The organism is Pseudomonas sp. KCJK9058, assembly GCF_046230975.1.
Taxonomy (GTDB): Bacteria; Pseudomonadota; Gammaproteobacteria; order Pseudomonadales; family Pseudomonadaceae; genus Aquipseudomonas; species Aquipseudomonas alloputida.
Map to the genome: position 1 here is coordinate 63,428 of NZ_JBJJLR010000008.1, position 23,895 is coordinate 87,322.

A 23,895-nucleotide genomic window follows, 5' to 3' on the forward strand; every position below is an offset into this window, starting at 1 on the left:
GGCCTAGGGCGGTCCGCATTTTCCTGGGATTCGCCCCGATGACCCTTCGGTCGCGGCGGAGTATACCAAACCATTCGGGCTAATCAGCAAGGCCAAGTGATATCGGCCCATTTATAAGACCAAAGACTAAGCGGCAATGCGGCGGGTTGTCGCATGCCTTGCAGGTCGGCAGATGTGGTTTAGGCTCAGTGGATCGCACGATGTCCAAACCACACCCGACAGCGGAGTAGTGCAAGCATGGGATACCAGAAAATCAAGGTTCCGACCGACGGCACCAAAATTACCGTCAATGCAGACCATTCGCTTAACGTGCCTGATCATCCGATCATTCCTTACATTGAAGGCGACGGGATCGGCGTCGATGTTTCGCCGGTAATGATCAAGGTGGTCGATGCCGCCGTGGAGAAGGCCTACGGCGGCAAGCGCAAGATCGCCTGGATGGAGGTATACGCTGGCGAGAAAGCCACCCAAAAGTATGACCAGGATACTTGGTTGCCGCAGGAAACCCTCGATGCCGTGCGTGATTACGTGGTGTCGATCAAGGGCCCGCTGACCACCCCGGTCGGTGGCGGCATCCGCTCGCTCAACGTGGCCCTGCGCCAACAACTGGACCTGTATGTATGCCTGCGGCCGGTGCTGTGGTTCCAGGGTGTACCGAGCCCGGTGAAAAAGCCGGGCGACGTCGACATGGTGATCTTCCGCGAGAACTCCGAAGACATCTATGCCGGCATCGAGTGGAAGGCCGGGTCGCCCGAGGCGAACAAGGTGATCAAGTTTCTCAAGGAGGAAATGGGGGTCACCAAGATCCGCTTCGACCAGGATTGCGGCATTGGCATCAAACCGGTGTCTAAGGAGGGTACCAAGCGTCTGGTGCGCAAGGCCCTGCAATACGTGGTGGATAACGACCGCGAATCGCTGACCCTGGTGCACAAGGGCAACATCATGAAGTTCACCGAGGGCGCGTTCAAGGACTGGGGGTACGAGGTGGCGCGTGACGAGTTCGGCGCTGAACTGCTCGATGGTGGCCCGTGGATGAAATTCAAGAACCCCAAGACCGGTCGCGAGGTCATCGTCAAGGACGCCATTGCCGACGCCATGCTGCAGCAGATCCTGCTACGCCCGGCCGAGTACGACGTGATCGCCACCCTCAACCTCAACGGTGACTACCTGTCCGATGCCCTGGCGGCGGAGGTGGGCGGTATCGGCATTGCCCCGGGCGCCAACCTGTCCGACACCGTGGCCATGTTCGAGGCCACTCACGGCACGGCGCCCAAGTATGCCGGGCAGGACAAGGTCAACCCGGGCTCGGTGATCCTCTCGGCAGAGATGATGCTGCGCCACATGGGGTGGACCGAGGCCGCCGACCTGATCATCAAAGGCACCAATGGTGCCATTGCGGCCAAGACCGTGACCTACGATTTCGAGCGGTTGATGGAAGGCGCCAAGCTGGTAAGCAGCTCAGGCTTTGGCGATGAAATGATCAAACACATGTAAGGCAACAGAAAACCGGCCGCCTCCTGTAAAGAAACGGCCGGTTTTTTCGTCTATCGGCACAGCGCAGGCAGTCAGGCTTTTGCAGTTTCGCTTTGCGGCTCACCCAGGGGTCTGGCAGCCTCTGCCGCGGCGGCCGCAGCATCTTTGATTTCAACGGCGTGCAAGCCTTTGGGGCCCTGGACGATGTCGAACACCACGGCCTGGCCAGCCTTCAGGGTCTTGTATCCGTCCATTCGGATGGCGGAATAATGGGCGAACAGGTCATCGGATTTACCTTCCTCATTGATGAATCCATAGCCCTTGGCATTGTTGAACCACTTGACTTTACCGCTTGCCATCCCTATGTCCCTCTGCAAAGGACTCCATCACTGGAGTATCATCCACTTCATCCGCATACGAACCTTGCGAAAAATCTGGTTGACTGCGCGGATCTTTATCGACCACGGTGGGTTCTTATTGGTTGTAACACCGTTTTGCCGATAGTCAAGGTCACGCGGCGCCTGCGCCGGCGGTGGCCTGTGCAGTCAACCCGCAACCTTAACCTGACGCTCATGATGAAATTCTTTCCATGCATGCACCTAGTGAGATTCGACTAACATTCAATCAGGATCGCCCGCAATCGAATGAGGACGACGGCTCAGGTCTTGCAGTTCAGGAAGCCAAGCCGATCCTGCAGGCGCCACCGATGTACAAGGTGGTTTTGTTCAACGATGACTACACACCAATGGATTTCGTCGTCGAAGTGCTCGAGACGTTCTTCAGTCTGAACCGCGAGCTGGCGACCAAGATCATGCTGACCGTCCATACCGAGGGGCGGGCAGTGTGCGGATTGTTTACCCGTGACATCGCCGAAACAAAGGCCATGCAGGTCAACCAATACGCCAGGGAAAGCCAGCATCCGCTACTCTGTGAAATCGAGAAGGACGGTTAATCGCCGACCACTTGGGTATGAGGTGAAGCTATGTTAAACCGCGAGCTCGAAGTCACCCTCAATCTTGCCTTCAAGGAGGCTCGTTCGAAGCGTCATGAGTTCATGACCGTCGAGCATCTGCTGCTGGCACTCCTTGACAATGAGGCTGCCGCGACCGTTCTGCGCGCCTGTGGCGCCAATCTCGACAAGCTCAAGCATGACCTGCAAGAGTTCATCGACTCCACCACGCCGTTGATCCCTGTCAACGACGAAGACCGTGAAACCCAGCCAACCCTGGGCTTCCAGCGCGTGCTGCAGCGTGCCGTGTTCCACGTGCAAAGCTCTGGCAAGCGCGAAGTGACCGGCGCCAACGTGCTGGTGGCGATCTTCAGCGAACAGGAAAGCCAGGCCGTGTTCCTGCTCAAGCAGCAGAGCGTGGCCCGTATCGACGTGGTCAACTACATCGCCCATGGCATCTCCAAGGTGCCAGGGCATGGTGCGCAGTCTGAAAGCGAGCAGGACATGCAGGACGAAGAGGGCGGCGAAACCTCCTCTTCGAGCAACCCGCTGGACGCCTACGCCAGCAACTTGAACGAGCTGGCCCGTGCCGGCCGTATCGACCCGCTGGTAGGTCGTGAGCAGGAAGTGGAACGCGTGGCGCAAATCCTGGCCCGTCGGCGCAAGAACAACCCGCTGCTGGTGGGTGAGGCTGGCGTGGGCAAGACGGCCATCGCCGAAGGCCTGGCCAAGCGCATCGTCGATGGTCAGGTGCCTGACCTGCTGGCACAGAGCGTGGTGTACTCCCTCGATCTGGGCGCCTTGCTGGCCGGTACCAAATACCGTGGTGACTTCGAGAAGCGCTTCAAGGCGCTGCTCGGTGAGCTGCGCAAGCGTCCGCAGGCCATTCTGTTCATCGACGAAATTCACACCATCATCGGCGCCGGTGCGGCGTCGGGCGGGGTGATGGATGCCTCCAACCTGCTCAAGCCGCTGCTGTCGTCGGGTGAAATCCGCTGCATCGGTTCGACCACGTTCCAGGAGTTTCGCGGCATCTTCGAGAAGGACCGTGCCCTGGCGCGGCGCTTCCAGAAGGTGGATGTCAGCGAGCCATCGGTCGAAGACACCGTGGGCATTCTGCGCGGCCTGAAAGGGCGTTTCGAAAGCCACCACAACATCGAGTACAGCGACGAAGCCCTGCGCGCCGCCGCCGAACTGGCTTCGCGCTACATCAACGACCGGCACATGCCTGACAAGGCCATTGATGTGATCGACGAGGCTGGGGCCTACCAGCGCCTGCAGCCAGAGGCCAATCGCGTCAAGCGCATTGATGTGCCGCAAGTGGAGGACATCGTCGCCAAGATTGCGCGAATTCCGCCGAAGCACGTCACCAGTTCCGACAAGGAGCTGCTGCGTAACCTTGAGCGCGACCTGAAACTGACCGTGTTTGGCCAGGACCAGGCAATCGACTCGCTGGCCACCGCGATCAAGCTGTCCCGTGCCGGCCTCAAGTCGCCAGACAAGCCGGTGGGTTCGTTCCTGTTCGCCGGCCCTACCGGCGTCGGCAAGACCGAAGCGGCGCGGCAACTGGCCAAGGCGCTGGGTGTGGAGTTGGTGCGTTTCGACATGTCTGAGTACATGGAGCGTCACACCGTGTCGCGTTTGATTGGTGCGCCGCCGGGTTATGTTGGTTTTGACCAGGGTGGCTTGTTGACCGAGGCGATCACCAAGCAGCCGCACTGCGTATTGTTGCTCGATGAAATCGAGAAGGCCCACCCGGAAGTCTTCAATCTGCTGCTGCAGGTGATGGACCACGGTACCTTGACCGACAACAACGGGCGCAAGGCCGACTTCCGTAACGTGATCCTGATCATGACCACCAACGCCGGTGCAGAAACCGCCGCGCGGGCGTCGATCGGCTTCACTCATCAGGACCACGCGTCCGATGCCATGGAAGTGATCCGCAAGAGCTTCACGCCAGAGTTCCGCAACCGTCTGGATACCATCATCCAGTTTGGCCGCCTGAGCACGGAGACGATCAAAAGCATCGTCGACAAGTTCCTTATCGAATTGCAGGCGCAACTGGAAGACAAGCGTGTGCTGCTGGAAGTCAGCGATGAAGCGCGCGGTTGGCTGGCGGTTTCGGGCTATGACGTGCAGATGGGTGCGCGGCCAATGGCGCGGCTGATCCAGGACAAGATCAAGCGGCCGCTGGCCGAGGAGATCCTGTTTGGCGAGCTGGCCGAGCATGGTGGCGTGGTGCATGTCGACCTGCGCGATGGCGAACTGGTGTTCGACTTCGAAACCACCGCTGAGGTCGCGTGATGTGCAGGGGCTGCTTTGCAGCCCCTGCAGTTTCAAAAGGCACAAAAAAGCCCGGCACCTGGCCGGGCTTTTTCATGGCTTGAGTTTAGCGCGCACGGTAGGTGATGCGGCCCTTGCTCAGGTCGTACGGCGTCAGCTCGACGCGGACCTTGTCGCCAGTGAGAATACGGATGTAGTTCTTGCGCATCTTTCCGGAGATGTGCGCGGTTACGACGTGCCCGTTTTCCAACTCCACGCGGAACATGGTGTTGGGCAGGGTGTCGACGACAGTACCTTCCATTTCGAAGCTGTCTTCTTTCGACATGCAGTTGAGCCCTCGGATCCAGTGTTAGCCCGACGCATATCCGCACCGGGCAAAAAAGTGGCGTGGATTATGCCGGAAAACTGCGTGTCAAGCCAATGCTTTCAGTTGAGGGTGACCCAGCGCTGGTTTATCAGCAGCTCGATAGGTCGGTACTGCGTCTTGTAGTTCATCTTCTTGCAGTTCTTGATCCAGTAGCCCAGGTAAACCGCCTCCAGGTTCTGGCGCAGCGCTTCGGTGATCTGCCAGAGAATGGCGAAACGGCCGAGGCTGCGGCGCTCCTCGTCCGGCTCGTAGAAGGTGTACACCGCTGACAGGCCATTGGGCAGCAGGTCGCACACTGCCACCGCCATCAACCGGCCTTCCAGGCGAAATTCGTAGAACCAGCAGAACGGCAGGTCGCGTACCAGGAAGGTGGAAAACTGATCGCGGCTGGGCGGGTACATGTCGCCATCGGCGTGGCGCGTTTCGATATAGCGCCGGTACAGCTCGAAGTACTCTTCCTTGAACGCCGGGCGCGCTGCGGTTACGGTCAGGTCGGCGTTACGTTTGAGTATGCGACGCTGCTGGCGGTTGGGGATGAAACGCGCCGCCGGGATGCGCGCCGGCACGCAGGCATTGCAGTTCTGGCAGTGTGGGCGGTACAGGTGGTCGCCACTGCGGCGAAAGCCCATTTCCGACAAATCGGCGTACACGTGCACGTCCATCGGCTGGCTGGGGTCGAGGAACAGCGTGGTCGCCTGCTCCTCCGGCAGGTAGCTGCAGGAGTGGGGCTGAGTGGCATAGAACTTCAAGCGCGCCAACTCTGTCATGATCAACCCCTTCGGTGAGACTTTGTTTTAAGTGTAAGCCAGCTACGGGAACTCGCCTAGGCAACCCATGAAGCACTGTTGGGTTGGTCAAGGTGGCGTGCCAGGTAGCTAGCGAACTCGGCACGGCTGATGGCGTGGGCGCCCAGGCTGTGCAGGTGGTTGGTCGGCATCTGGCAGTCGATAAGCACGAAGCCGGCGTCTCGCAGGTGGTTGACCAAGGTCACGAAGCCGACCTTGGAGGCGTTGTCGGCGCGGCTGAACATCGATTCGCCAAAGAACAGCTGGCCCATGGCGAGGCCGTACAGGCCCCCGACCAGTTCGCCGTCCTGGCGAACTTCGACCGAATGGGCGATGCCACGGCGGTGCAGTTCGCAGTAGGCGTTGCGCATGGTGTCGGTGATCCAGGTGCCGTCAGCGTAGTCGCGAGGCGCGGCGCAGGCGGCGATCACGGCCGGGAAGTCGGTGTCGAAGCTGACCTGGTAGCGGCCTTGGCGCATCAGCTTGGCCAGCGAGCGTGACACATGCAACTGGTCAGGCAACAACACCGTGCGCGGGTCGGGTGACCACCACAGGATCGGTTGGCCGTCCTGGTACCACGGGAAGCAGCCATGGCGATACGCCTGCACCAGGCGCTCGGGGCTCAGGTCACCGCCGGCGGCCAGTAGGCCGTTGGGGTCGTGCAGCGCCTTTTCCAGGGGCGGGAAGGTCAGCGAGTCGCGGGTCAGCCAGGTGAGCATGGTCTATCGTGCGGTGGGGGAGGGGAGAGGGCAGCATGGCTTGGGTCAAAAGCGGGGTCAATCTCTTTGGGTGCCTCAAAGCCAGCGCGGTAACCTGCACAAGCTACCTCCTACAGGGAGGTGAGGCCGTTTTGCGGCAATTCAGGGCAATTTCCTACACATTCATCAAACCGCAGGCACCATCCGCTACATTTGCTGTCACACCTGTGCAAAAACACAGCATAAGCCTTTGTCACAAAAGAAAATGCATGCTCAAATTGCAGCTATATGAATTCGCCCCCGGCCAAACCCCCATACGGCGTGCCGCCATGGCGGCTGGCGGGCAGTAATGTTAAAAGTAGTGGTTCGTTGGTCGCGCAGCGGCCGATCACTATTGGACGCGCACCACGCGCAGGAATAGACGCGTTTTGAAGAAATCCACCGCAACTCCAGCTCCATTGCCTGTGCCACTGTGGCGGCAGCAGCTGCATTATCGCCTCAAGGAAGGTGCGTTGATCGCTGTCGGCGCGCTGTGCCTGTACCTGTGGATGGCGCTGCTGACCTACGATACGTCGGACCCGGGCTTCAGCCACACCAGCAACGTCGACCAGGTGCAGAATGCGGCCGGGCGTGCCGGTGCCTACTTCGCCGACATCCTGTTCATGGTGCTGGGTTACTTCGCCTATATTTTCCCGCTGCTGCTGGCGGTCAAGACCTGGCAGATTTTCCGCGAACGCCACCAGCCGTGGGATTGGAGCGGCTGGCTGTTCTCCTGGCGGCTGATTGGTCTGGTGTTCCTGGTGCTGTCGGGGGCAGCGCTGGCGCATATCCACTTCCACCCGCCCGCCAGCCTGCCGTTCTCCGCCGGTGGTGCACTGGGCGAAAGCCTGGGCGACCTGGCGCGCAACCTGCTGAACGTGCAGGGCAGCACGCTGATGTTCATTGCCCTGTTCCTGTTCGGCCTGACCGTCTTCACCGACCTGTCGTGGTTCAAGGTGATGGACCTGACCGGCAAGATCACCCTCGACCTGTTCGAACTGGTGCAAGGGGCTGCCACCCGCTGGTGGGAAGCGCGCAACGAGCGCAAGCGCCTTGAGGCACAGCTGCGCGAGGACGAACCGGTGTTCAAGGCCGCGCCGATGGCTGCCGAGAAGCGCGAGCCGGCCAAACCGTCACTGCGCGAGCGCATCCTCAAGCGTGAAGAGCCACCCGCTCAGCCGGTCGAGCCACGTGAGCCAACCCTTGCACGCGAACCGATTGTGCCGCCACGTGAAACGGCGCCTGAGGCATTGGCGCCGCGTGAAACCGTGGTGCCCCGCCAGCAGCACGCAGCGCCCACCATTGTGCCGCCGTCAGCCGCCAAGGCGCCGGAGCCGAGCAAGCGGGCGATGAAGGAAAAGCAGGCGCCGCTGTTCGTCGACAGCGCCGTGGAAGGCACCTTGCCCTCGATTTCCATCCTCGACCCGGCCGAACAGAAAAAGATCGAGTATTCGCCAGAATCCCTGGCCGGCGTCGGCCAGTTGCTGGAAATCAAGCTCAAGGAATTCGGTGTGGAAGTGGCGGTGGATTCGATCCACCCCGGCCCGGTGATTACCCGTTACGAAATCCAGCCGGCCGCCGGCGTGAAGGTCAGCCGCATCGCCAACCTGGCCAAGGACCTGGCGCGTTCGCTGGCCGTGACCAGTGTGCGAGTGGTCGAGGTCATCCCTGGCAAGACCACGGTGGGTATCGAGATACCCAACGAAAACCGCCAGATGGTGCGCTTCTCCGAAGTGCTGGCCACGCCGCAGTACGACGAGCAGAAATCGCCCGTCACGCTGGCGCTGGGCCACGACATTGGCGGCAAGCCGGTGATCACCGACCTGGCCAAGATGCCGCACCTGTTGGTGGCCGGTACTACCGGCTCCGGTAAGTCGGTGGGTGTGAACGCGATGATTTTGTCGATCCTGTTCAAGTCCAGCCCGGAAGACGCGCGGCTGATCATGATCGACCCGAAAATGCTTGAACTGTCGATCTACGAAGGCATCCCGCACCTGCTGTGCCCGGTGGTCACCGACATGAAGGACGCCGCCAACGCCCTGCGCTGGAGCGTGGCCGAAATGGAGCGGCGCTACAAACTGATGGCGGCCATGGGCGTGCGTAACCTGGCCGGTTTCAACCGCAAGATCAAGGACGCCCAGGAAGCTGGCGAAATCATCCATGACCCGCTGTATCGCCGTGAGAGCATGGACGATGAGCCGCCTGCGCTGAAAACCCTGCCGACCATCGTGGTGGTGGTGGACGAATTCGCCGACATGATGATGATTGTCGGCAAGAAGGTCGAAGAGCTGATCGCCCGTATCGCGCAGAAGGCACGGGCGGCCGGTATTCACCTGATCCTCGCCACCCAGCGCCCGTCGGTGGACGTGATCACCGGCCTGATCAAGGCCAACATCCCGACCCGTATGGCGTTCCAGGTGTCGAGCAAGATCGACTCGCGTACCATCATCGACCAGGGCGGTGCCGAACAGCTGCTGGGCCATGGCGACATGCTGTACATGCCGCCGGGCACCAGCCTGCCGATCCGGGTGCACGGGGCATTCGTGTCCGACGACGAAGTGCACCGCACGGTCGAGGCGTGGAAGCTGCGTGGCGCCCCGGACTACAACGACGACATCCTCAACGGCGTCGAAGAGGCCGGTAGCGGCTTTGACGGCGGCGGCGGTGGCGAGGGTGACGATGCCGAAACCGACGCCCTGTATGATGAGGCGGTGCAATTCGTGCTCGAGAGCCGTCGCGCCTCCATTTCTGCCGTGCAACGCAAGCTGAAGATCGGCTACAACCGTGCCGCGCGCATGATCGAGTCGATGGAGATGGCCGGCGTTGTCACCCCGATGAACAGCAACGGCTCGCGGGAAGTGATAGCCCCGGGCGGCCCGCGCGACTGATGAACACCCTGCCGGGCGCCAACGGTGGCGCCCGGCCTTTTCAACGCTCAATGAGGATTCCCATGCGCGCGATTCGCATGCTGTTGGTTTCTGCCCTTACCCTGGGCTCGGTTACTGCTTATGCCGGTGAGCAAGACGTACAACGCCTGACCCAGTTGCTGGAAAAGTCGCAGACCATCGAGGCCAACTTCTCCCAGCTGACCCTGGGCGCCGATGGCACCAGCCTGCAGGAAACCTCGGGCAAGATGACGGTCAAGCGCCCGGGCCTGTTCTACTGGCACACCGATGCACCGCAGGAGCAGGTGGTGGTGTCGGACGGCAAGAACGTCACCCTGTGGGACCCGGACCTGGAACAGGCCACCATCAAGAAGCTCGACGTGCGCCTGAACCAGACCCCGGCACTGCTGCTGTCGGGTGATGTGTCGAAGATCAGCCAAAGCTTCGACATCGCCTCGAAGGAGCAGGGTGAAGTGATGGACTTCACCCTCAAGCCAAAGACCAAGGACACCCTGTTCGACTCGCTGCGCGTGTCGTTCCGCAAAGGCCTGATCAATGACATGCAGCTGATCGACAGCGTCGGCCAGCGCACCAACATCCTGTTCAATGGCGTCAAGGCCAACCAGGCGGTGCCGGACAGCAAGTTCAAGTTCGACATCCCCAAGGGCGCGGACGTGATCAAGGAGTAACCAGAGCTCGCCATGGACCTGTTTCGAAGCGAACCTGTCGCCCAGCCCCTGGCCGCCCGTCTGCGCCCGTCCAGCCTGGATGAGTACGTCGGCCAGGAGCACCTGCTGGCGCGCGGTAAACCGCTGCGCGAAGCGCTGGAACAAGGTGCGCTGCACTCGATGATCTTCTGGGGGCCGCCCGGGGTCGGCAAGACCACGCTGGCGCGGTTGCTGGCGCAGTTCTGCGATGCGCACTTCGAAACGGTGTCGGCGGTGCTGGCCGGGGTGAAAGAGATCCGCCAGGCGGTGGAGGTGGCCAAACAGCAGGCTGGCCAATATGGCCGTCGCACCATCCTGTTCGTTGACGAGGTGCACCGCTTCAACAAGTCGCAGCAGGACGCCTTTTTGCCCTATGTCGAGGACGGCACCCTGCTGTTCATCGGTGCCACCACCGAAAACCCGTCGTTCGAGCTGAACAACGCGCTGCTGTCGCGGGCGCGGGTGTATGTGCTCAAGAGCCTGGACGAAGCGGCCCTGCGCAAGCTGGTCAACCGTGCGCTGACGGAAGCGCGTGGCCTGGGCAAGCGCAACCTGCGGGTGGGCGACGACGCCTTCAAGATGCTGATGGCCGCCGCCGACGGCGATGGCCGGCGCATGCTCAACTTCCTTGAGAACGCCTCGGACCTGGCTGAAGACGGCAGCGAGATCGACGTCGAGATGCTACAGAGCCTGCTGGGTGACAGTCGCCGCCGCTTCGACAAGGGCGGCGAGGCGTTTTACGACCAGATATCCGCACTGCACAAGTCGGTGCGCGGCTCCAACCCCGATGGCGCCCTGTACTGGTTTGCACGCATGCTCGACGGCGGCTGCGATCCGTTGTACATCGCCCGTCGCGTGGTGCGCATGGCCAGCGAGGACATCGGCAACGCCGACCCGCGTGCGCTTAGCCTGTGCCTGGCAGCCTGGGATGTGCAGGAGCGCCTTGGCAGCCCCGAGGGCGAGTTGGCGGTGGCACAGGCCATCACCTACCTGGCCTGTGCACCCAAGAGCAACGCGGTGTACGTGGGGTTCAAGACCGCCCTGCGCGAAGCGGCCGAGCATGGTTCGCTGGAGGTGCCGTTGCACCTGCGCAATGCCCCGACCAAGCTGATGAAGCAGTTGGGCTATGGCGACGAGTACCGCTATGCCCACGATGAACCTGACGCCTACGCCGCCGGTGAGGATTACTTCCCCGACGAGCTGGAACCGCGCCAGTACTATCAGCCGGTGCCCCGTGGCCTGGAGCTGAAAATTGGCGAGAAGCTGCGCCATCTGGCCGACCTCGACCGCAACAGCCCCCGCCAGCGGAGAAAACCGTGATTGCACTCATCGCCGCGGTCAGCGCGGGTGGTATTGCCGGCACCTTGTTGCGCTTTGCTACCACCAACTGGGTAGCGGCCCACTGGCCACGGCACTTCTATGCCGGTACGCTGGCGGTCAACCTGGTTGGCTGTCTGCTGATCGGCTTGCTCTATGGCTTGTTCTTGCACAAGCCGCTGGCGCCGGTCGAACTGCGCGCCGGCCTGATTGTCGGCTTCCTCGGGGGCCTGACGACCTTTTCCTCCTTCTCGCTCGATACCGTGCGCCTGATGGAAAGCGGGCAAGTGCCCCTTGCCTTGGGCTATACCAGTATCAGCGTGGTGGGCGGGCTGCTCGCAACCTGGGCTGGCCTGTCCCTGACCCGATTCTGAACCAACACCTACACATAACGAGAGAACGATATGCTCGATTCCAAACTGTTACGCGGCCAACTTCAGGAAGTGGCGGATCGCCTGGCCTCCCGTGGCTTCAGCCTGGATGTCGCGCGCATCGAATCACTGGAAGAGCGCCGCAAGGCGGTGCAGACCCGCACCGAACAGCTGCAGGCTGAGCGTAACGCCCGTTCCAAGTCCATCGGCCAGGCCAAGGCCAAGGGCGAAGACATCGCCCCGCTGATGGCGGACGTCGAGCGCATGGCCAACGAACTGGCTGCCGGCAAGGCTGAGCTGGACGCCATTCAGGCCGAGCTGGATAGCATCTTGCTGACCATTCCCAACCTGCCGGACGCCAGCGTGCCGGTCGGCGCCAGTGAAGACGACAACGTCGAAGTGCGCCGTTGGGGCACGCCGAAGGCGTTCGATTTCGAAATCAAGGACCATGTGGCCCTCGGTGAAATCAGCGGTGGCCTGGACTTCGAAGCGGCTGCCAAGCTGTCCGGTGCCCGTTTTGCTGTGCTGCGTGGTCCGGTTGCCCGTCTGCACCGCGCCCTGGCGCAGTTCATGATCAACCTGCACACCGGCGAACATGGCTACGAGGAACACTACACCCCGTACATGGTGCAGGCGCCCGCGCTGCAGGGCACTGGCCAGTTGCCGAAGTTTGAGGAAGACCTGTTCAAGATCACCCGCGAAGGCGAGGCTGACTTCTACCTGATCCCGACCGCCGAAGTGTCGCTGACCAACCTGGTGGCGGGTGAAATCCTCGACGCCAAGCAGCTGCCGCTCAAACTGGTTGCCCACACCCCTTGCTTCCGCAGCGAAGCCGGCGCTTCTGGCCGTGACACCCGCGGCATGATCCGCCAGCACCAGTTCGACAAAGTCGAGATGGTGCAGGTGGTAGAGCCGTCCAAGTCGATGGAAGCCCTGGAAGGCCTGACCGCCAACGCCGAGCGCGTGCTGCAGTTGCTTGAGCTGCCATACCGCGTGCTGGCCCTGTGCACTGGCGACATGGGCTTTGGTGCGGTGAAAACCTACGACCTGGAAGTGTGGGTGCCGAGCCAGGACAAGTACCGCGAAATCAGCTCGTGCTCCAACTGTGGTGACTTCCAGGCGCGCCGCATGCAGGCTCGCTGGCGTAACCCGGAAACCGGCAAGCCAGAGCTGGTACACACGCTCAACGGCTCCGGTCTGGCCGTAGGCCGTACCCTGGTGGCTGTGCTGGAAAACTACCAGCAGGCCGACGGTTCGATCCTGGTGCCGGAAGTGCTGAAGCCTTACATGGGCGGCGTCGAGGTCATCCGCTAAATGGATTACCTGCCGCTGTTCCACAAGCTGCAGGGCGGCCGCGTGCTGGTCGTCGGTGGCGGTGAGATCGCCTTGCGCAAGGCACGCCTGCTGGCCGATGCCGGCGGTGTGCTGCGCGTGGTGGCGCCGGACGTCGACGGCCAGTTGGCGGCGTTGGCCCGGGAAGGTGGCGGTGAGGTGCTGGTGCGTGGCTATCAGGCAGCCGACCTGGTTGGTTGCCGGCTGGTGATCGCGGCGACCGACGACCCTGCGCTGAATGCCCAGGTGTCGTCTGATGCGCAGGCACTTAGCCTGCCGGTCAATGTGGTGGATGCGCCGGCCCTGTGTACGGTGATCTTCCCGGCGATCGTAGACCGCTCGCCGCTGGTTATTGCTGTTTCCAGCGGCGGTGACGCCCCGGTACTGGCGCGCCTGATTCGAGCCAAGCTCGAGGCATGGATCCCTTCGGCCTATGGTGAGTTGGCCGGGCTGGCGGCACGCTTTCGGCACAAGGTCAAATCCCTGTACCCGGATGTCAACCAGCGTCGGGGCTTCTGGGAAACCGTATTCCAGGGGCCGATCGCCGAGCGTCAGTTGGCCGGGCAGGGTGCTGAAGCCGAACGTCTGTTGCAGGCGATGGTAGACGGCGCACCGGTGCAGCAGGGTGGTGAGGTGTATTTGGTTGGTGCAGGCCCGGGTGATCCGGACTTGCTGACCTTCCGTGCCTTGCGCCTGATGCAGCAGGCCGACGTGGTGCTGTACGACCGCCTGGTTGCGCCCGCCATCATCGATATGTGTCGTCGTGATGCCGAGCGCATCTATGTAGGCAAGCGCCGCGCTGACCATTCAGTGCCGCAGGACCAGATCAACCGCCTGTTGGTCGACCTGGCCCGGCAGGGCAAGCGGGTGCTGCGCCTGAAGGGTGGCGACCCGTTCATCTTCGGCCGGGGCGGCGAAGAGATCGAAGAGCTGGCCGAGCATGGCATTCCGTTCCAGGTGGTGCCGGGCATTACCGCGGCCAGCGGTTGCTCGGCGTATGGCGGCATTCCGCTGACTCACCGCGACTATGCCCAGTCGGTGCGCTTCGTCACCGGGCACCTCAAGGATGGCACCAGCAACCTGCCGTGGAATGACCTGGTTGCGCCGGCGCAGACCTTGGTGTTCTACATGGGGTTGGTGGGCTTGCCGACCATCTGTGCCGAGCTGATTCGCCACGGGCGTGCCGCGAGTACCCCGGCGGCGTTGGTGCAGCAGGGGACCACGCGTAATCAGCGCGTGTTCACCGGCACCTTGGCGGACTTGCCAGACCTGGTGGCCCAGCACGAGGTGCATGCGCCGACCCTGGTGATTGTGGGGGAGGTGGTGCAGTTGCGTGACAAGCTGGCCTGGTTCGAAGGTTCGCAGAACAGCTGAAATCGTTGGGGCCGCTTTGTGGCCCATCGCACATGCCCCAGGCATTGCAAGGCCCTTGTGTGTGGGCCTTGTGTCGCGATGGGTTGCAAAGCAGCCCCGGCTTTCTCAAGCCTGCCAAATCCCTTTGCCCACCAACCGCTCTCGATCATGCGGCAAGCCAAAATCCTGCAAAGGCCCTTTAGGCACAATCCCGTTCGGGTTGATGGTCTTGTGGCTCATGTAATAGTGCTTCTGGATATGCTCCATGTTCACCGTACCCGCCACCCCAGGCCACTGGTACAGCTCACGCAGCCAGTTCGACAGGTTGTGGTAGTCGCTCAGGCGGCGCAGGTTGCACTTGAAGTGCCCGTGGTACACCGCATCGAAGCGCACCAGTGTAGTGAACAGGCGTACATCAGCCTCGGTCAGGTACTCACCCGCCAGGTAGCGATTGCGGCCTAGCAAGGCTTCCAGGTAATCCAGCTCGTTGAACACGTCGTCGAAGGCAGCCTCGTAAGCGTCTTGCGTGGTAGCAAAGCCTGCGCGGTACACGCCGTTGTTCACCGCGGGGTAGATACGCGCGTTCAGTGCTTCGATGGTCGGGCGCAGCGATGCGGGGTAAAGGTCCAGGGTATTGCCGGTCAGCTCGTTGAATGCGCTGTTGAAAATGCGGATGATTTCTGCCGACTCATTGTTGACGATGCGCTTCTCTTTCTTGTCCCACAGTACAGGCACCGTCACGCGTCCTGTGTAGTGCGGGTCATCCTGGGTGTAGCGCTGGTGCAGGTACTGCAGGGCGTCTAGGTGGTCCCCGCTGGAGCCTTGCTGCTGATCGAAGGTCCAGCCATGGTCCTGCATCAGCCAGCTGACCACCGACACGTCGATCAACGGCTCCAGGCCTTTCAGCGCGCGAAAGATCAGGGTGCGGTGGGCCCACGGGCAGGCCAGCGACACATACAGGTGGTAGCGGCCGGCCTCGGGGGCGGGCAGCTGATTGCGGCGCTGGGCATTCTCACGCTTGAACGTGCCATCCTTGCCGTTTTCATACCACTGGTCGTGCCAGCGGCCGTCGATCAATAGGCCCATTGTGAGCTCCTGAAACAAAGTTGTTTGTCGTTGGAGCCCAGTCTAGGCCAAATCGTTCGAAGAAATAGCGCAAAGATCGGGGTTCTATTATCGGCTAAATCGATCTATTTCGAGTATCCCAATAGCCTTGCGCTGTTACGAAGGCCTGCTCGCGATGCTGTCCCAAGCCACGCAGGGCCAGCGCCATGGTCGCAATCAGGGCCTTCTCGCCATAACTGTCTTCCACTTCGCCACGCCAGAACGCCAGCAAGTGCTCTGCCTGCAGGCTGGGCGGCTTGACATGGCGGCGTTCGCTCAACGCTGGCCACTCTTCATCCCACGCCTCACCCGCCGTGGTGCCGTAGAGATGGCTGATGACATCGGGATTGACCTCGATTTCGCCGCCATCACCCTTGATCACCACGGCATGGTCGCCCAGCAAGCGGCTGGCCTCGCGGTGCACGGCCTGGTAACCGGGGTGAAAGATGCTCTGCAATCCACAGCGAGCGCCCAGCGGGTTGAGCACTCGCGCCAGCGAGTGGATGGGCGAGCGCAGGCCCAGGGTATTGCGCAGGTCGATCATGCGTTGCAGCTGCGGCGCCCAGTCGTGCAGCGGGAAGAATGCCAGCTGGTGCTGGTCCAGCGCGTTGCCGACGGCGGCCCAGTCGCGGCACAGCGGAATCTGCAGCAGGTCGAGCAGTTGCTCTGTATACATACGCCCGGCAGTGTGTGCGCCACCGCCGTGCATCAGGATGCGCACGCCATTGTTGGCCAGGCACTTGGCGGCCAGCAGGTACCAGGGCAGGTGACGCTTCTTGCCGGCGTACGTGGGCCAGTCCAGGTCAACGGCGATGCGCGGCGCCTGCAGGTGGGCGCGCAGGGCCTCGGTGAAGCCGGCCAGCTCTTCGGCGCTTTCTTCCTTGTGCCGCAGCAGCATGAGGAAGGCACCGAGCTGGGTGTCTTCGACCTTGCCTTCCAGCAGCAGGGTCATGGCTGCACGGGCCTCCTCGCGGGTCAGGCCACGCGCGCCGCGCTTGCCTTTGCCGAGAATGCGCACGAATTCGGCGAACGGGTGTTCGGCGGGGGTTTCCAGAGTGAGCGGACGAGGTTCAGTCATATGCAGTTGGTCGGCTTGGGCAGGCCCGCCAGCTTGGCGGCAAGTTTGGCGGGGGTGCCGTTGAACAGGCGGTTAAGGTGCGGGCTGTTGCCCTTTTCAGGGCCCAGCTTGAGGGCTGTGTACTTGATCAGCGGGCGGGTGGCCGGAGACAGCTGGTATTCCTGGTAGAACTGACGGAGCAGTTCGAGGATTTCCCAGTGGTCCGCCGTCAACGGGATACCCTCGCGCTTGGCCAACGCCTCGGCGGCGTCGTGGGACCAGTCTTGCAGGTCGACCAGGAAGCCATCCTTGTCCAGGGCGATCGCCTGATCGCCAACGGTGAGCGTATTCATAGCCAGCTGTTGACCTTATCGTATTGCAGCGACAGTTCGACGAACCCGGCGTAGTCCACGGCCTTTGCCAGGTCGTTGCCGACCGCGCGGGCCTGTACATCCTCGTCCAGGGCGAACAGGCGCTGGGCCAGGCCGGCGGCTTGCAGATGGCCATGCGGCTCGCTGCCGCTGCGCAGGGCATACACGGCATCGCCGCACAGCAGCAGGGCATCTTCGGCACCGAGCAGGCGCAGGCAACTGGCCAGGCGCTCGTCGCCAAACGGGGAATGGGCAATTACATGCAGGGTCTTCATCAGAGCGTTATCACCTGGTCGAAACGGGCTATCAGCGCGGTCAGCGCTGCGTCATCGAGCACTTGCACCGGCAGCGCCAGGGTCTCGGCTGCCAGGCCGCGGCGGGCCAGGCTGTGGTTGCAGGCGAACAGTTCTTCGACACCGAACATCGGCAGCGCCTGCAGGTTGGCGGCCAGGTTCTTCTGTTGCACGGCGGTGGGTTGCTGGTCCGGCGCGAGCTGGAACACACCATCGTCGAGGAACAGCATGCCCAACGGCAGGTCGAACGCGCCGCCGGCCAGGGCGATGTCCAGCGCCTCGCGGGCAGAGGGGCCATTCCACGGTGCCTGACGGCTGATGATCAACAAAGACTTGGCCATATCAGTCGCCTCCGAAGCAGACAAGACGATCGGCCACTTGCGCGGCCTCGTGCAGTTGGCCCAGCCCCGACAGTTCCCAGGGCTTGGGCAGGTTCACGGCCGGGCGCTGGTAGCGGTTGGCCTCGGCTTCGTCGAGCACGCCACGGCGCAGGGCGGCGGCGATACACACCACGGCGTCCAGCTGATGGGTCTGTATGAACGTGCGCCACTGGCCAGCCACGTCCAGTTCGTCCTGGGGGGCGACGACGTTGGCCGAGGCACTGTGCACCCCGTCCTGATAGAAGAACAGTCGGGCAATCTCATGCCCGCCGGCCAGCACCGCCTCGGCGAAGCGCAGGGCGCGTCGCGAAGAGGGCGCATGGGCCGGGGAGAACACCGCGATAGCGAATTTCATGGCTAACTCATGCAAAGGAATGGTGCCATGATAAAGCAAAAAAGCCCGCACCCGCTTGTGCAAGCGGGCGCGGGCTTATCATTCACTCTCCAGGTTCAAGCCTGCTCCTTGCCCTCCGGCAAGAACCAGTTCAGCACCAGCGCACAAATCCCCCCGGTAGCCACGCCCGACTCCAGCACGTTGCGAATCGCCGCCGGCATGTGCGCCAGGAATTCCGGCACCTGCGCCACGCCAAGCCCCAGCGCCAACGACACCGCAATAATCAGCAGCGCCCGACGGTCCAGCCGGGTGCTGGCCAGAATATTGATACCCGACGCCGCAACCGCGCCAAACATGACCATCGCCGCGCCGCCCAGCACCGGCTCCGGCACGGCCTGAATCACCCCGGCAACACTCGGGAACAGACCCAGCAACACCAGCATTACGGCAATCCACATACCGATATGACGGCTGGCAATACCGGTCAGCTGAATCACCCCGTTGTTCTGGGCAAAGATCGAGCTAGGGAAGGTGTTGAACAGACCGGCCAGCAGCGAGTTGGCGCCGTTGACCAGCACGCCCCCTTTGATCCGCTGCATCCACACCGGCCCTTCGACCGGCTGGCGCGACACCTTGCTGGTGGCGGTAACGTCACCGATGGCTTCCAGCGAAGTGACCAGGTAGATCACCAGCATCGGAATGAACAGCGCCCACGAGAAGCCCAGGCCAAAGTGCAGCGGTGTCGGCACCTGGAACAGCGCGGCCTCGTGCATGCCGGTAAAGTCCAGGCGGCCCAGGAAACCGGCCAGCGCATAGCCGACCGCGAGGGCGATGACGATGGCGCAGCTGCGCATCCACACCACCGGGATACGGTTGAGAACGACGATGATCGCCAATACCACGCCCGACATCAGCAGGTTTTCGCCATTGGCAAAGGTGCCATTGGCCATGGCACCAAAGCCACCGCCCATGCTGATCAGGCCGACCTTGATCAGCGTCAGGCCGATCATCAACACCACGATGCCAGTCACCAGCGGGGTGATCAGGCGTTTGACGAAGGGCAGGATGCGCGACACGCCCATCTCGACGAACGAGCCTGCGATTACCACACCAAAAATGGCCGCCATTACGCCCTCAACCGGCGTACCTTGCTTGACCATCAGCGCACCGCCGGCAATCAGCGGGCCGACGAAGTTGAAGCTGGTGCCCTGAACGATCAGCAGCCCCGCGCCAAATGGGCCGAAGCGTTTGCACTGGACGAAGGTGGCGATACCCGAGATCACCAGCGACATCGAAACGATCAGATTGGTATCACGTGCAGATACACCCAACGCCTGGCAGATCAGCAGGCCAGGGGTGACGATAGGTACGATGATCGCCAGCAGGTGCTGCAGGGCTGCCAACAGGCCGATCAACAGCCGTGGCTTGTCCTCCAGACCAAGCACCAGTTCATTGGCAGGCGCCGCTGCGCCTGGGCTGTGTTCGTGTGAGCTCATTGCTGAAAGCCGCCCCGGAAGAAAAAAGGAGCGCATTCTACGGGGTGATGAAAGATAGCGGTAGAGAAAAGCAGGATGGCGGCATGATCGGCGACCATTTGCCTTGTTATCTGACTTTTTGGTCAGTTATTGCGGTTGCCGGCATAATTGGCTCGAAACTGATGTAGGAGCGAACTTGCTCGCGATGCGCTGCGCGGGCGCCGCTCGATCTATCAGGCGCTGAACCTCTTCCGACGAACATCCCGCAGCCCGCCCCATTTCCAGCGCCTACAAAAAAGCCCGCCTAAGCGGGCTTCTTGCGGTACAGCAATCAATCAGTCGTCACGACCCATGATGCCAAACAACTGCAGCAGGCTGACAAACAGGTTGTAGATCGACACATACAGGCTGATGGTCGCCATGATGTAGTTACGCTCGCCGCCATGAATGATCGCGCTGGTCTGGAACAGGATGCAGACCGACGAGAACAGCACGAAGCCAGCGCTGATTGCCAGTTGCAGGCCGCTGATCTGGAAGAAGAAGCTGGCAACGACAGCACCCAGCAGAACGAAGAAACCTGCAGTGATGAAGCCGCTGAGGAAGCTCATGTCCTTGCGGGTGATCAGCACGTAGGCCGACAGACCACCAAATACCAGCGCAGTCATGGCGAACGCGGAGCTCACTACCTCGGCGCCACCGGCCATGCCCAGGTAACGGTTGAGGATCGGGCCGAGGATGAAGCCCATGAAGCCGGTAAGCGCGAAGGTGGACACCAGGCCCCAGGCCGAATCACGCAGTTTGTTGGTAAGGAAGAACAGCCCGTAGAAGCCGATCAGCACCACGAACACGTTCGGGTAGCCGACGCGCATCTGCTGGGCAACGAAAGCCATGACACCGCTGAAGGCGAGAGTAAGCGCCAGCAGGCTGTACGTGTTGCGCAGGACCTTGCTGATCTCCTGCTGCTCGACCTGCTGGCCGTGGTGGACGGCGTAATCCTGTTCGCGCATGGCGATACTCCTTGGTAAACCTGTGGTTTCGGACGTTCAGATGCTAGGAGTCTACCATTGCTCCTGCAACCCACGACACAGAGAGTTTGACAGCGTGTTTCATTAAGGTATTATGGCGGCCGCAAAACGAGCTGGAAGCGTGGCCGAGTGGTTTAAGGCAACGGTCTTGAAAACCGTCGATGGGCAACTATCCTAGAGTTCGAATCTCTACGCTTCCGCCATATTCAAAGCCCTGATTATTCAGGGCTTTTTGCGTTTTTGGGGTATAGAAAAGCCAACCATGGGAACGCCATCGGGAGCGCCATCTCCCCCGTACATTCCCGCTACCTGACTACCCGTTAACGTCTGGCAGGGCAGGCTTGGTGCTGCTCAAGGTTTTTCGGTAGCGCTCGGTTGGCGAGCGGCGGGTTCTGTGGAAGAAGACGCGGCAGCATGAAGCTTGTCGGTAATCTGCTTGGCCAAGGCATGGTAAAGCGAGACTGGAGACACCCATCCAGAGATCGCCGCCGCCATCAGTGTCGCGGCCAACATGGGAATGGCCAGGTCCGGGCTGTGTGTCAGTTCAAGCACGATGACCGAGGCGGTCAGTGGCGAGCGTGTCACACCGGCCAGGTATGCGCCCATGCCGAGAAGTGCGGCTGCCTGAGGGTCAATATCGGGCAGCAAGCTCAACAGCGGCGCAAAGGCGGCGCCGATGCTCAGTGACGGCGAAAAGAGCCCGCCTGGAATCCCGGAGAGATAGGACGCGACGTTGGCCAGAAACTTCAACAGGAGAAAGCTTGTGTCCGTGATCGGCTGCCCCTCCAGCAACGCACGTGTTTCTTCATACCCGGTGCCGAATACATGATTCCCAGAGACGAGCCCCAAGGTGGCCAGCAGCAACCCACAGATGGCAGCAAAGCGCACTGGATAGCGTCCGCGTAACGTACAGACCTGGCCGAGTATGCCCTTGTCGGTGGGCAGCACAAGCTTGGCGTAAAAACCACCCAGCAGCCCGCCCAGCACTGCACAGGCAGGAACGACGCTCCAGCCCCAGCCCACCGGCATCCGACCGCTGATCTCTCCAAAGTAGGCGTAATGCCCCATCAGCCCCAGCGTCACGACCCCGCCGATCAGCACCGCAGTGAGCACCAAGCCACTGAAACGTTGCTCGAACGTGCGGCTCAATTCCTCAATGGCAAAGACTACCCCCGCTAGCGGTGTATTGAAGGCTGCCGCAATACCCGCAGCGCCTCCGGCTAGAACCAGGCCAGCGATGGTGCGCCGGCCGTGCAGGCCTAGGCGTCGGCCAAAGGAATAGAGCACTGCGGCGCCGATGTGGACGGTCGGGCCTTCCCGGCCAACCGAACCGCCGACCAGCAGGGCGCCCAACGTCAGACTCATGCGTGCTGCCGCCACGGGGAGCGAGAGTAATCGAGCGCGCAGCCGGCGAGAGGGCATTTCCAGGGCGGCGATGACTTGGGGAATGCCGCTACCCTTGGCATTTTCAAACCATCGTTGCGTCAGATAAGCCAGGGCCGCGAAACCCAGCGGAGTGATGAGAAGAGGTGACCAGGGGGCCCATTCCAGCAAGCGCTTGAACGAAGCGAACGCCGCGTCGGCTAGCCAGGCGAATGCCAGCGCAACGAGCCCCACCAGCAATGCCCCGATCCAGAACGCCAGTCGCTGACGCCATTCTCGCCAGCGTGAACGGCGGGGGAGTGAAGGAGCAGGTCGGGTAGGGTCGGACATTGTCCACACATGGCTGACTTGGAAAACCGAGAGTATGGCGTGTTTTCCCGCACAGGCCTACCCGACACAGGTTGTAGCCGCGCCGGGAGTGGCGATCCGCTTGCCCGACTGCAAGGGATCGCCAGTCTCGAAACGTGGCTAGGTGGGCGAACCTGCTTTGGTAGCAGACGCTGCGCTACGCAGGCTCCACACCCCCCAGGTCAACCCCAGCACGGCCGCGATCAACGACGCGGATAGCACGCCGAGTTTCGCTGCCCCAAGTGAGCCAGGGTCGACGAACGCGAGGTTGGCGATGAAGATCGACATGGTGAAACCGATACCTGCCAGCAGCCCGACCAGGACAATGCTACGCCAGTTGACCTCGGCGGGAAGCACGCACCAGCCCAGGCGGACCATCAGCCAACTGACGCTGACGATGCCCAACGGCTTTCCTGCTACCAGGGCGACAGCGACGGCGATCATGACCCACTGGGGGCCTTCAACGGACAGGTCGACACCCGAAAGGCTGACCCCGGCGTTGGCCAAGGCAAACACCGGCATGATGCCGAAGGCTACCCAGGGGTGCAGGGTACCTTGCATGCGCACCACCGGCGGCAGCAGTTCGCGCTGGGCCAGGCGCAGTCGTTTCAACGGGTCCATGAGCTCGCTGGCATCTTGCTCAGGCGCCTTGGCGCGCCCCAGCAATTCGCCGGTGAAGCGGGTAATGGCATCCAGTGGGCGCTCACGCATCGGCATCGCGGTCACAGGTGTCATCAGGCCCAGCACAACGCCTGCAAGGGTCGGGTGGGCTCCGGTCAACAAGATGCCCAGCCAGACGATCGCACCGGGAAGGACATAGGCGTAGGCTGAACCCACTCCGATCTTTTGAAGCCCGATTACCATTAGCAGGCCGATCAGTGCAACGCCGAAACCGGTGTAATCAAGGCCGCCTGAGTAGAAGAACGCGATGATCAGGACTGCGATGATGTCATCGATGATTGCCAGGGCGAGGAGGAACACACGTACGTTGGACGGGATCGACTTGCCGAGCAAGGCCAATACGCCCACCGCAAAGGCGATATCCGTCGCCGTTGGCACGGCCCAGCCTTGCTGGTCTGCCGACGCGTGACCAAAACTCAGGTAGAGGAGTGCGGGTACCGCTACGCCGCCGACAGCGGCTGCCATGGGGAGTGTGGCTTGGCGCAGGCTGGACAGTGCACCTTCGTGGATTTCGCGGCGGATCTCCATGCCCACGACCAGGAAAAAGATGGTCATCAAGCCATCATTGATCCAGAAATGCAGAGACTGCGAATAGACATGCGAGCCTACGCCGAACGTCAACGGCGTATGCCAAAGGGCTTCATAACTGTCGGCAGCCGGGGAATTCGCCCAAATCAATGCAGCGACTGCGGCAATCAACAGAACGATGCCGCTGACCGCTTCAATGTGCAAAAAGCGTTCAAGGTTGGCGAAGGCACGCTCAGCCAGTTTCTGGGCGCGAGGTAATTCTACTTTATGCATAGGCACAGGTACTCCCGCATGGCGGCCCGACCTGCGCTGTTCTTTAACCTGCCCCACTGCACCGTGCAGCTGGCACCCGTGCGG

The 23,895-nt window shown here is 61.8% G+C and carries 23 protein-coding genes and 1 tRNA gene; 10 read left to right on the forward strand and 14 right to left on the reverse strand.

The window, feature by feature from the left end; all coding sequences use genetic code 11:
• Positions 1-237: 237 nt before the first annotated feature.
• A complete protein-coding gene (gene icd, locus ACK59Z_RS07310) occupies positions 238-1,494 on the forward strand; it encodes an NADP-dependent isocitrate dehydrogenase (protein ID WP_003251224.1) in 1,257 nt (418 codons plus the stop codon).
• Between the two features lie 71 nt (positions 1,495-1,565).
• Here icd and cspD read toward each other — a convergent pair whose 3' ends face one another.
• Positions 1,566-1,832 (reverse strand): cold shock domain-containing protein CspD, encoded by a 267-nt coding sequence (gene cspD, locus ACK59Z_RS07315; RefSeq protein WP_003251222.1) that lies wholly within the window; start codon positions 1,830-1,832, stop codon positions 1,566-1,568.
• Positions 1,833-2,062: 230 nt separating this feature from the next.
• Here cspD and clpS point away from each other — a divergent pair, with 230 nt between their 5' ends.
• Together clpS and clpA are read left to right on the forward strand one after the other, a co-directional pair.
• Positions 2,063-2,425 (forward strand): ATP-dependent Clp protease adapter ClpS, encoded by a 363-nt coding sequence (clpS, locus tag ACK59Z_RS07320; protein ID WP_003251220.1) that lies wholly within the window; start codon positions 2,063-2,065, stop codon positions 2,423-2,425.
• A gap of 30 nt (positions 2,426-2,455) precedes the next feature.
• The gene (clpA, locus tag ACK59Z_RS07325) at positions 2,456-4,726 is read left to right on the forward strand and encodes an ATP-dependent Clp protease ATP-binding subunit ClpA (RefSeq protein ID WP_003251217.1); all 2,271 of its coding nucleotides are present in this window, start codon (positions 2,456-2,458) and stop codon (positions 4,724-4,726) included.
• Positions 4,727-4,811: 85 nt separating this feature from the next.
• Here the strand turns inward: clpA and infA are convergent, their stop codons facing one another.
• The 3 genes from infA to aat form a co-directional block, all read right to left on the reverse strand.
• Positions 4,812-5,030, reverse strand: coding sequence for a translation initiation factor IF-1 (infA, locus tag ACK59Z_RS07330; protein ID WP_002553999.1), 219 nt, complete (start codon positions 5,028-5,030; stop codon positions 4,812-4,814).
• Positions 5,031-5,131: 101 nt separating this feature from the next.
• Complete coding sequence (locus ACK59Z_RS07335; RefSeq protein ID WP_003251215.1) at positions 5,132-5,839, reverse strand: arginyltransferase; 708 nt, start codon at positions 5,837-5,839, stop codon at positions 5,132-5,134.
• Between the two features lie 56 nt (positions 5,840-5,895).
• A complete protein-coding gene (gene aat / locus ACK59Z_RS07340) occupies positions 5,896-6,576 on the reverse strand; it encodes a leucyl/phenylalanyl-tRNA--protein transferase (RefSeq protein ID WP_003251213.1) in 681 nt (226 codons plus the stop codon).
• Between the two features lie 407 nt (positions 6,577-6,983).
• Here aat and ACK59Z_RS07345 point away from each other — a divergent pair, with 407 nt between their 5' ends.
• From ACK59Z_RS07345 to cysG, 6 genes are all read left to right on the forward strand, one after another.
• Positions 6,984-9,482 (forward strand): DNA translocase FtsK, encoded by a 2,499-nt coding sequence (locus ACK59Z_RS07345; RefSeq protein ID WP_167398634.1) that lies wholly within the window; start codon positions 6,984-6,986, stop codon positions 9,480-9,482.
• A 62-nt stretch (positions 9,483-9,544) separates the two neighbouring features.
• Positions 9,545-10,168, forward strand: coding sequence for an outer membrane lipoprotein chaperone LolA (gene lolA / locus ACK59Z_RS07350; RefSeq protein WP_003251209.1), 624 nt, complete (start codon positions 9,545-9,547; stop codon positions 10,166-10,168).
• Between the two features lie 12 nt (positions 10,169-10,180).
• Positions 10,181-11,506 (forward strand): replication-associated recombination protein A, encoded by a 1,326-nt coding sequence (locus tag ACK59Z_RS07355; RefSeq protein WP_003251207.1) that lies wholly within the window; start codon positions 10,181-10,183, stop codon positions 11,504-11,506.
• Entirely contained in the window at positions 11,503-11,877 is a 375-nt protein-coding gene (gene crcB / locus ACK59Z_RS07360; protein WP_003251205.1) for a fluoride efflux transporter CrcB, read from the forward strand. The genes ACK59Z_RS07355 and crcB overlap by 4 nt, the downstream gene beginning before the upstream one ends.
• Before the next feature lie 30 nt (positions 11,878-11,907).
• Complete coding sequence (serS, locus tag ACK59Z_RS07365) at positions 11,908-13,188, forward strand: serine--tRNA ligase (protein ID WP_003251204.1); 1,281 nt, start codon at positions 11,908-11,910, stop codon at positions 13,186-13,188.
• Positions 13,189-14,580 carry a siroheme synthase CysG gene (gene cysG / locus ACK59Z_RS07370; RefSeq protein ID WP_409292712.1) on the forward strand — a complete coding sequence of 464 codons (1,392 nt, stop codon included), beginning with the start codon at positions 13,189-13,191 and terminating at the stop codon, positions 14,578-14,580.
• Between the two features lie 105 nt (positions 14,581-14,685).
• Here the strand turns inward: cysG and ACK59Z_RS07375 are convergent, their stop codons facing one another.
• The 8 genes from ACK59Z_RS07375 to ACK59Z_RS07410 form a co-directional block, all read right to left on the reverse strand.
• Positions 14,686-15,645 carry a glutathione S-transferase family protein gene (locus ACK59Z_RS07375; protein ID WP_004576098.1) on the reverse strand — a complete coding sequence of 320 codons (960 nt, stop codon included), beginning with the start codon at positions 15,643-15,645 and terminating at the stop codon, positions 14,686-14,688.
• Positions 15,646-15,739: 94 nt separating this feature from the next.
• The gene (locus ACK59Z_RS07380; protein WP_010954805.1) at positions 15,740-16,741 is read right to left on the reverse strand and encodes a glycosyl transferase family protein; all 1,002 of its coding nucleotides are present in this window, start codon (positions 16,739-16,741) and stop codon (positions 15,740-15,742) included.
• A complete protein-coding gene (locus ACK59Z_RS07385) occupies positions 16,738-17,073 on the reverse strand; it encodes a TusE/DsrC/DsvC family sulfur relay protein (protein ID WP_003251195.1) in 336 nt (111 codons plus the stop codon). Before ACK59Z_RS07385 ends, ACK59Z_RS07380 begins: the two co-directional genes overlap by 4 nt.
• On the reverse strand, positions 17,070-17,366 hold the full coding sequence (gene tusB / locus ACK59Z_RS07390) for a sulfurtransferase complex subunit TusB (RefSeq protein WP_003251193.1): 297 nt from the start codon (positions 17,364-17,366) through the stop codon (positions 17,070-17,072). Before tusB ends, ACK59Z_RS07385 begins: the two co-directional genes overlap by 4 nt.
• The gene (gene tusC, locus ACK59Z_RS07395; RefSeq protein WP_012051832.1) at positions 17,366-17,725 is read right to left on the reverse strand and encodes a sulfurtransferase complex subunit TusC; all 360 of its coding nucleotides are present in this window, start codon (positions 17,723-17,725) and stop codon (positions 17,366-17,368) included. Before tusC ends, tusB begins: the two co-directional genes overlap by 1 nt.
• Position 17,726: 1 nt before the next feature.
• Positions 17,727-18,119, reverse strand: coding sequence for a sulfurtransferase complex subunit TusD (tusD, locus tag ACK59Z_RS07400; RefSeq protein ID WP_003251188.1), 393 nt, complete (start codon positions 18,117-18,119; stop codon positions 17,727-17,729).
• Between the two features lie 95 nt (positions 18,120-18,214).
• The gene (locus tag ACK59Z_RS07405; protein WP_003251186.1) at positions 18,215-19,594 is read right to left on the reverse strand and encodes a nucleobase:cation symporter-2 family protein; all 1,380 of its coding nucleotides are present in this window, start codon (positions 19,592-19,594) and stop codon (positions 18,215-18,217) included.
• Positions 19,595-19,908: 314 nt separating this feature from the next.
• Positions 19,909-20,580, reverse strand: coding sequence for a Bax inhibitor-1/YccA family protein (locus ACK59Z_RS07410; RefSeq protein ID WP_003251184.1), 672 nt, complete (start codon positions 20,578-20,580; stop codon positions 19,909-19,911).
• 133 nt (positions 20,581-20,713) lie between these two features.
• Between ACK59Z_RS07410 and ACK59Z_RS07415 the strand changes: the two genes are divergently transcribed.
• Positions 20,714-20,801, forward strand: a tRNA-Ser gene (locus ACK59Z_RS07415).
• 148 nt (positions 20,802-20,949) lie between these two features.
• Here the strand turns inward: ACK59Z_RS07415 and ACK59Z_RS07420 are convergent.
• Both ACK59Z_RS07420 and nhaA read right to left on the reverse strand, forming a co-directional pair.
• Positions 20,950-22,311 carry a chloride channel protein gene (locus tag ACK59Z_RS07420; RefSeq protein WP_258229850.1) on the reverse strand — a complete coding sequence of 454 codons (1,362 nt, stop codon included), beginning with the start codon at positions 22,309-22,311 and terminating at the stop codon, positions 20,950-20,952.
• Positions 22,312-22,449: 138 nt separating this feature from the next.
• The gene (gene nhaA / locus ACK59Z_RS07425) at positions 22,450-23,811 is read right to left on the reverse strand and encodes a Na+/H+ antiporter NhaA (protein ID WP_108191735.1); all 1,362 of its coding nucleotides are present in this window, start codon (positions 23,809-23,811) and stop codon (positions 22,450-22,452) included.
• Positions 23,812-23,895 lie beyond the last annotated feature (84 nt).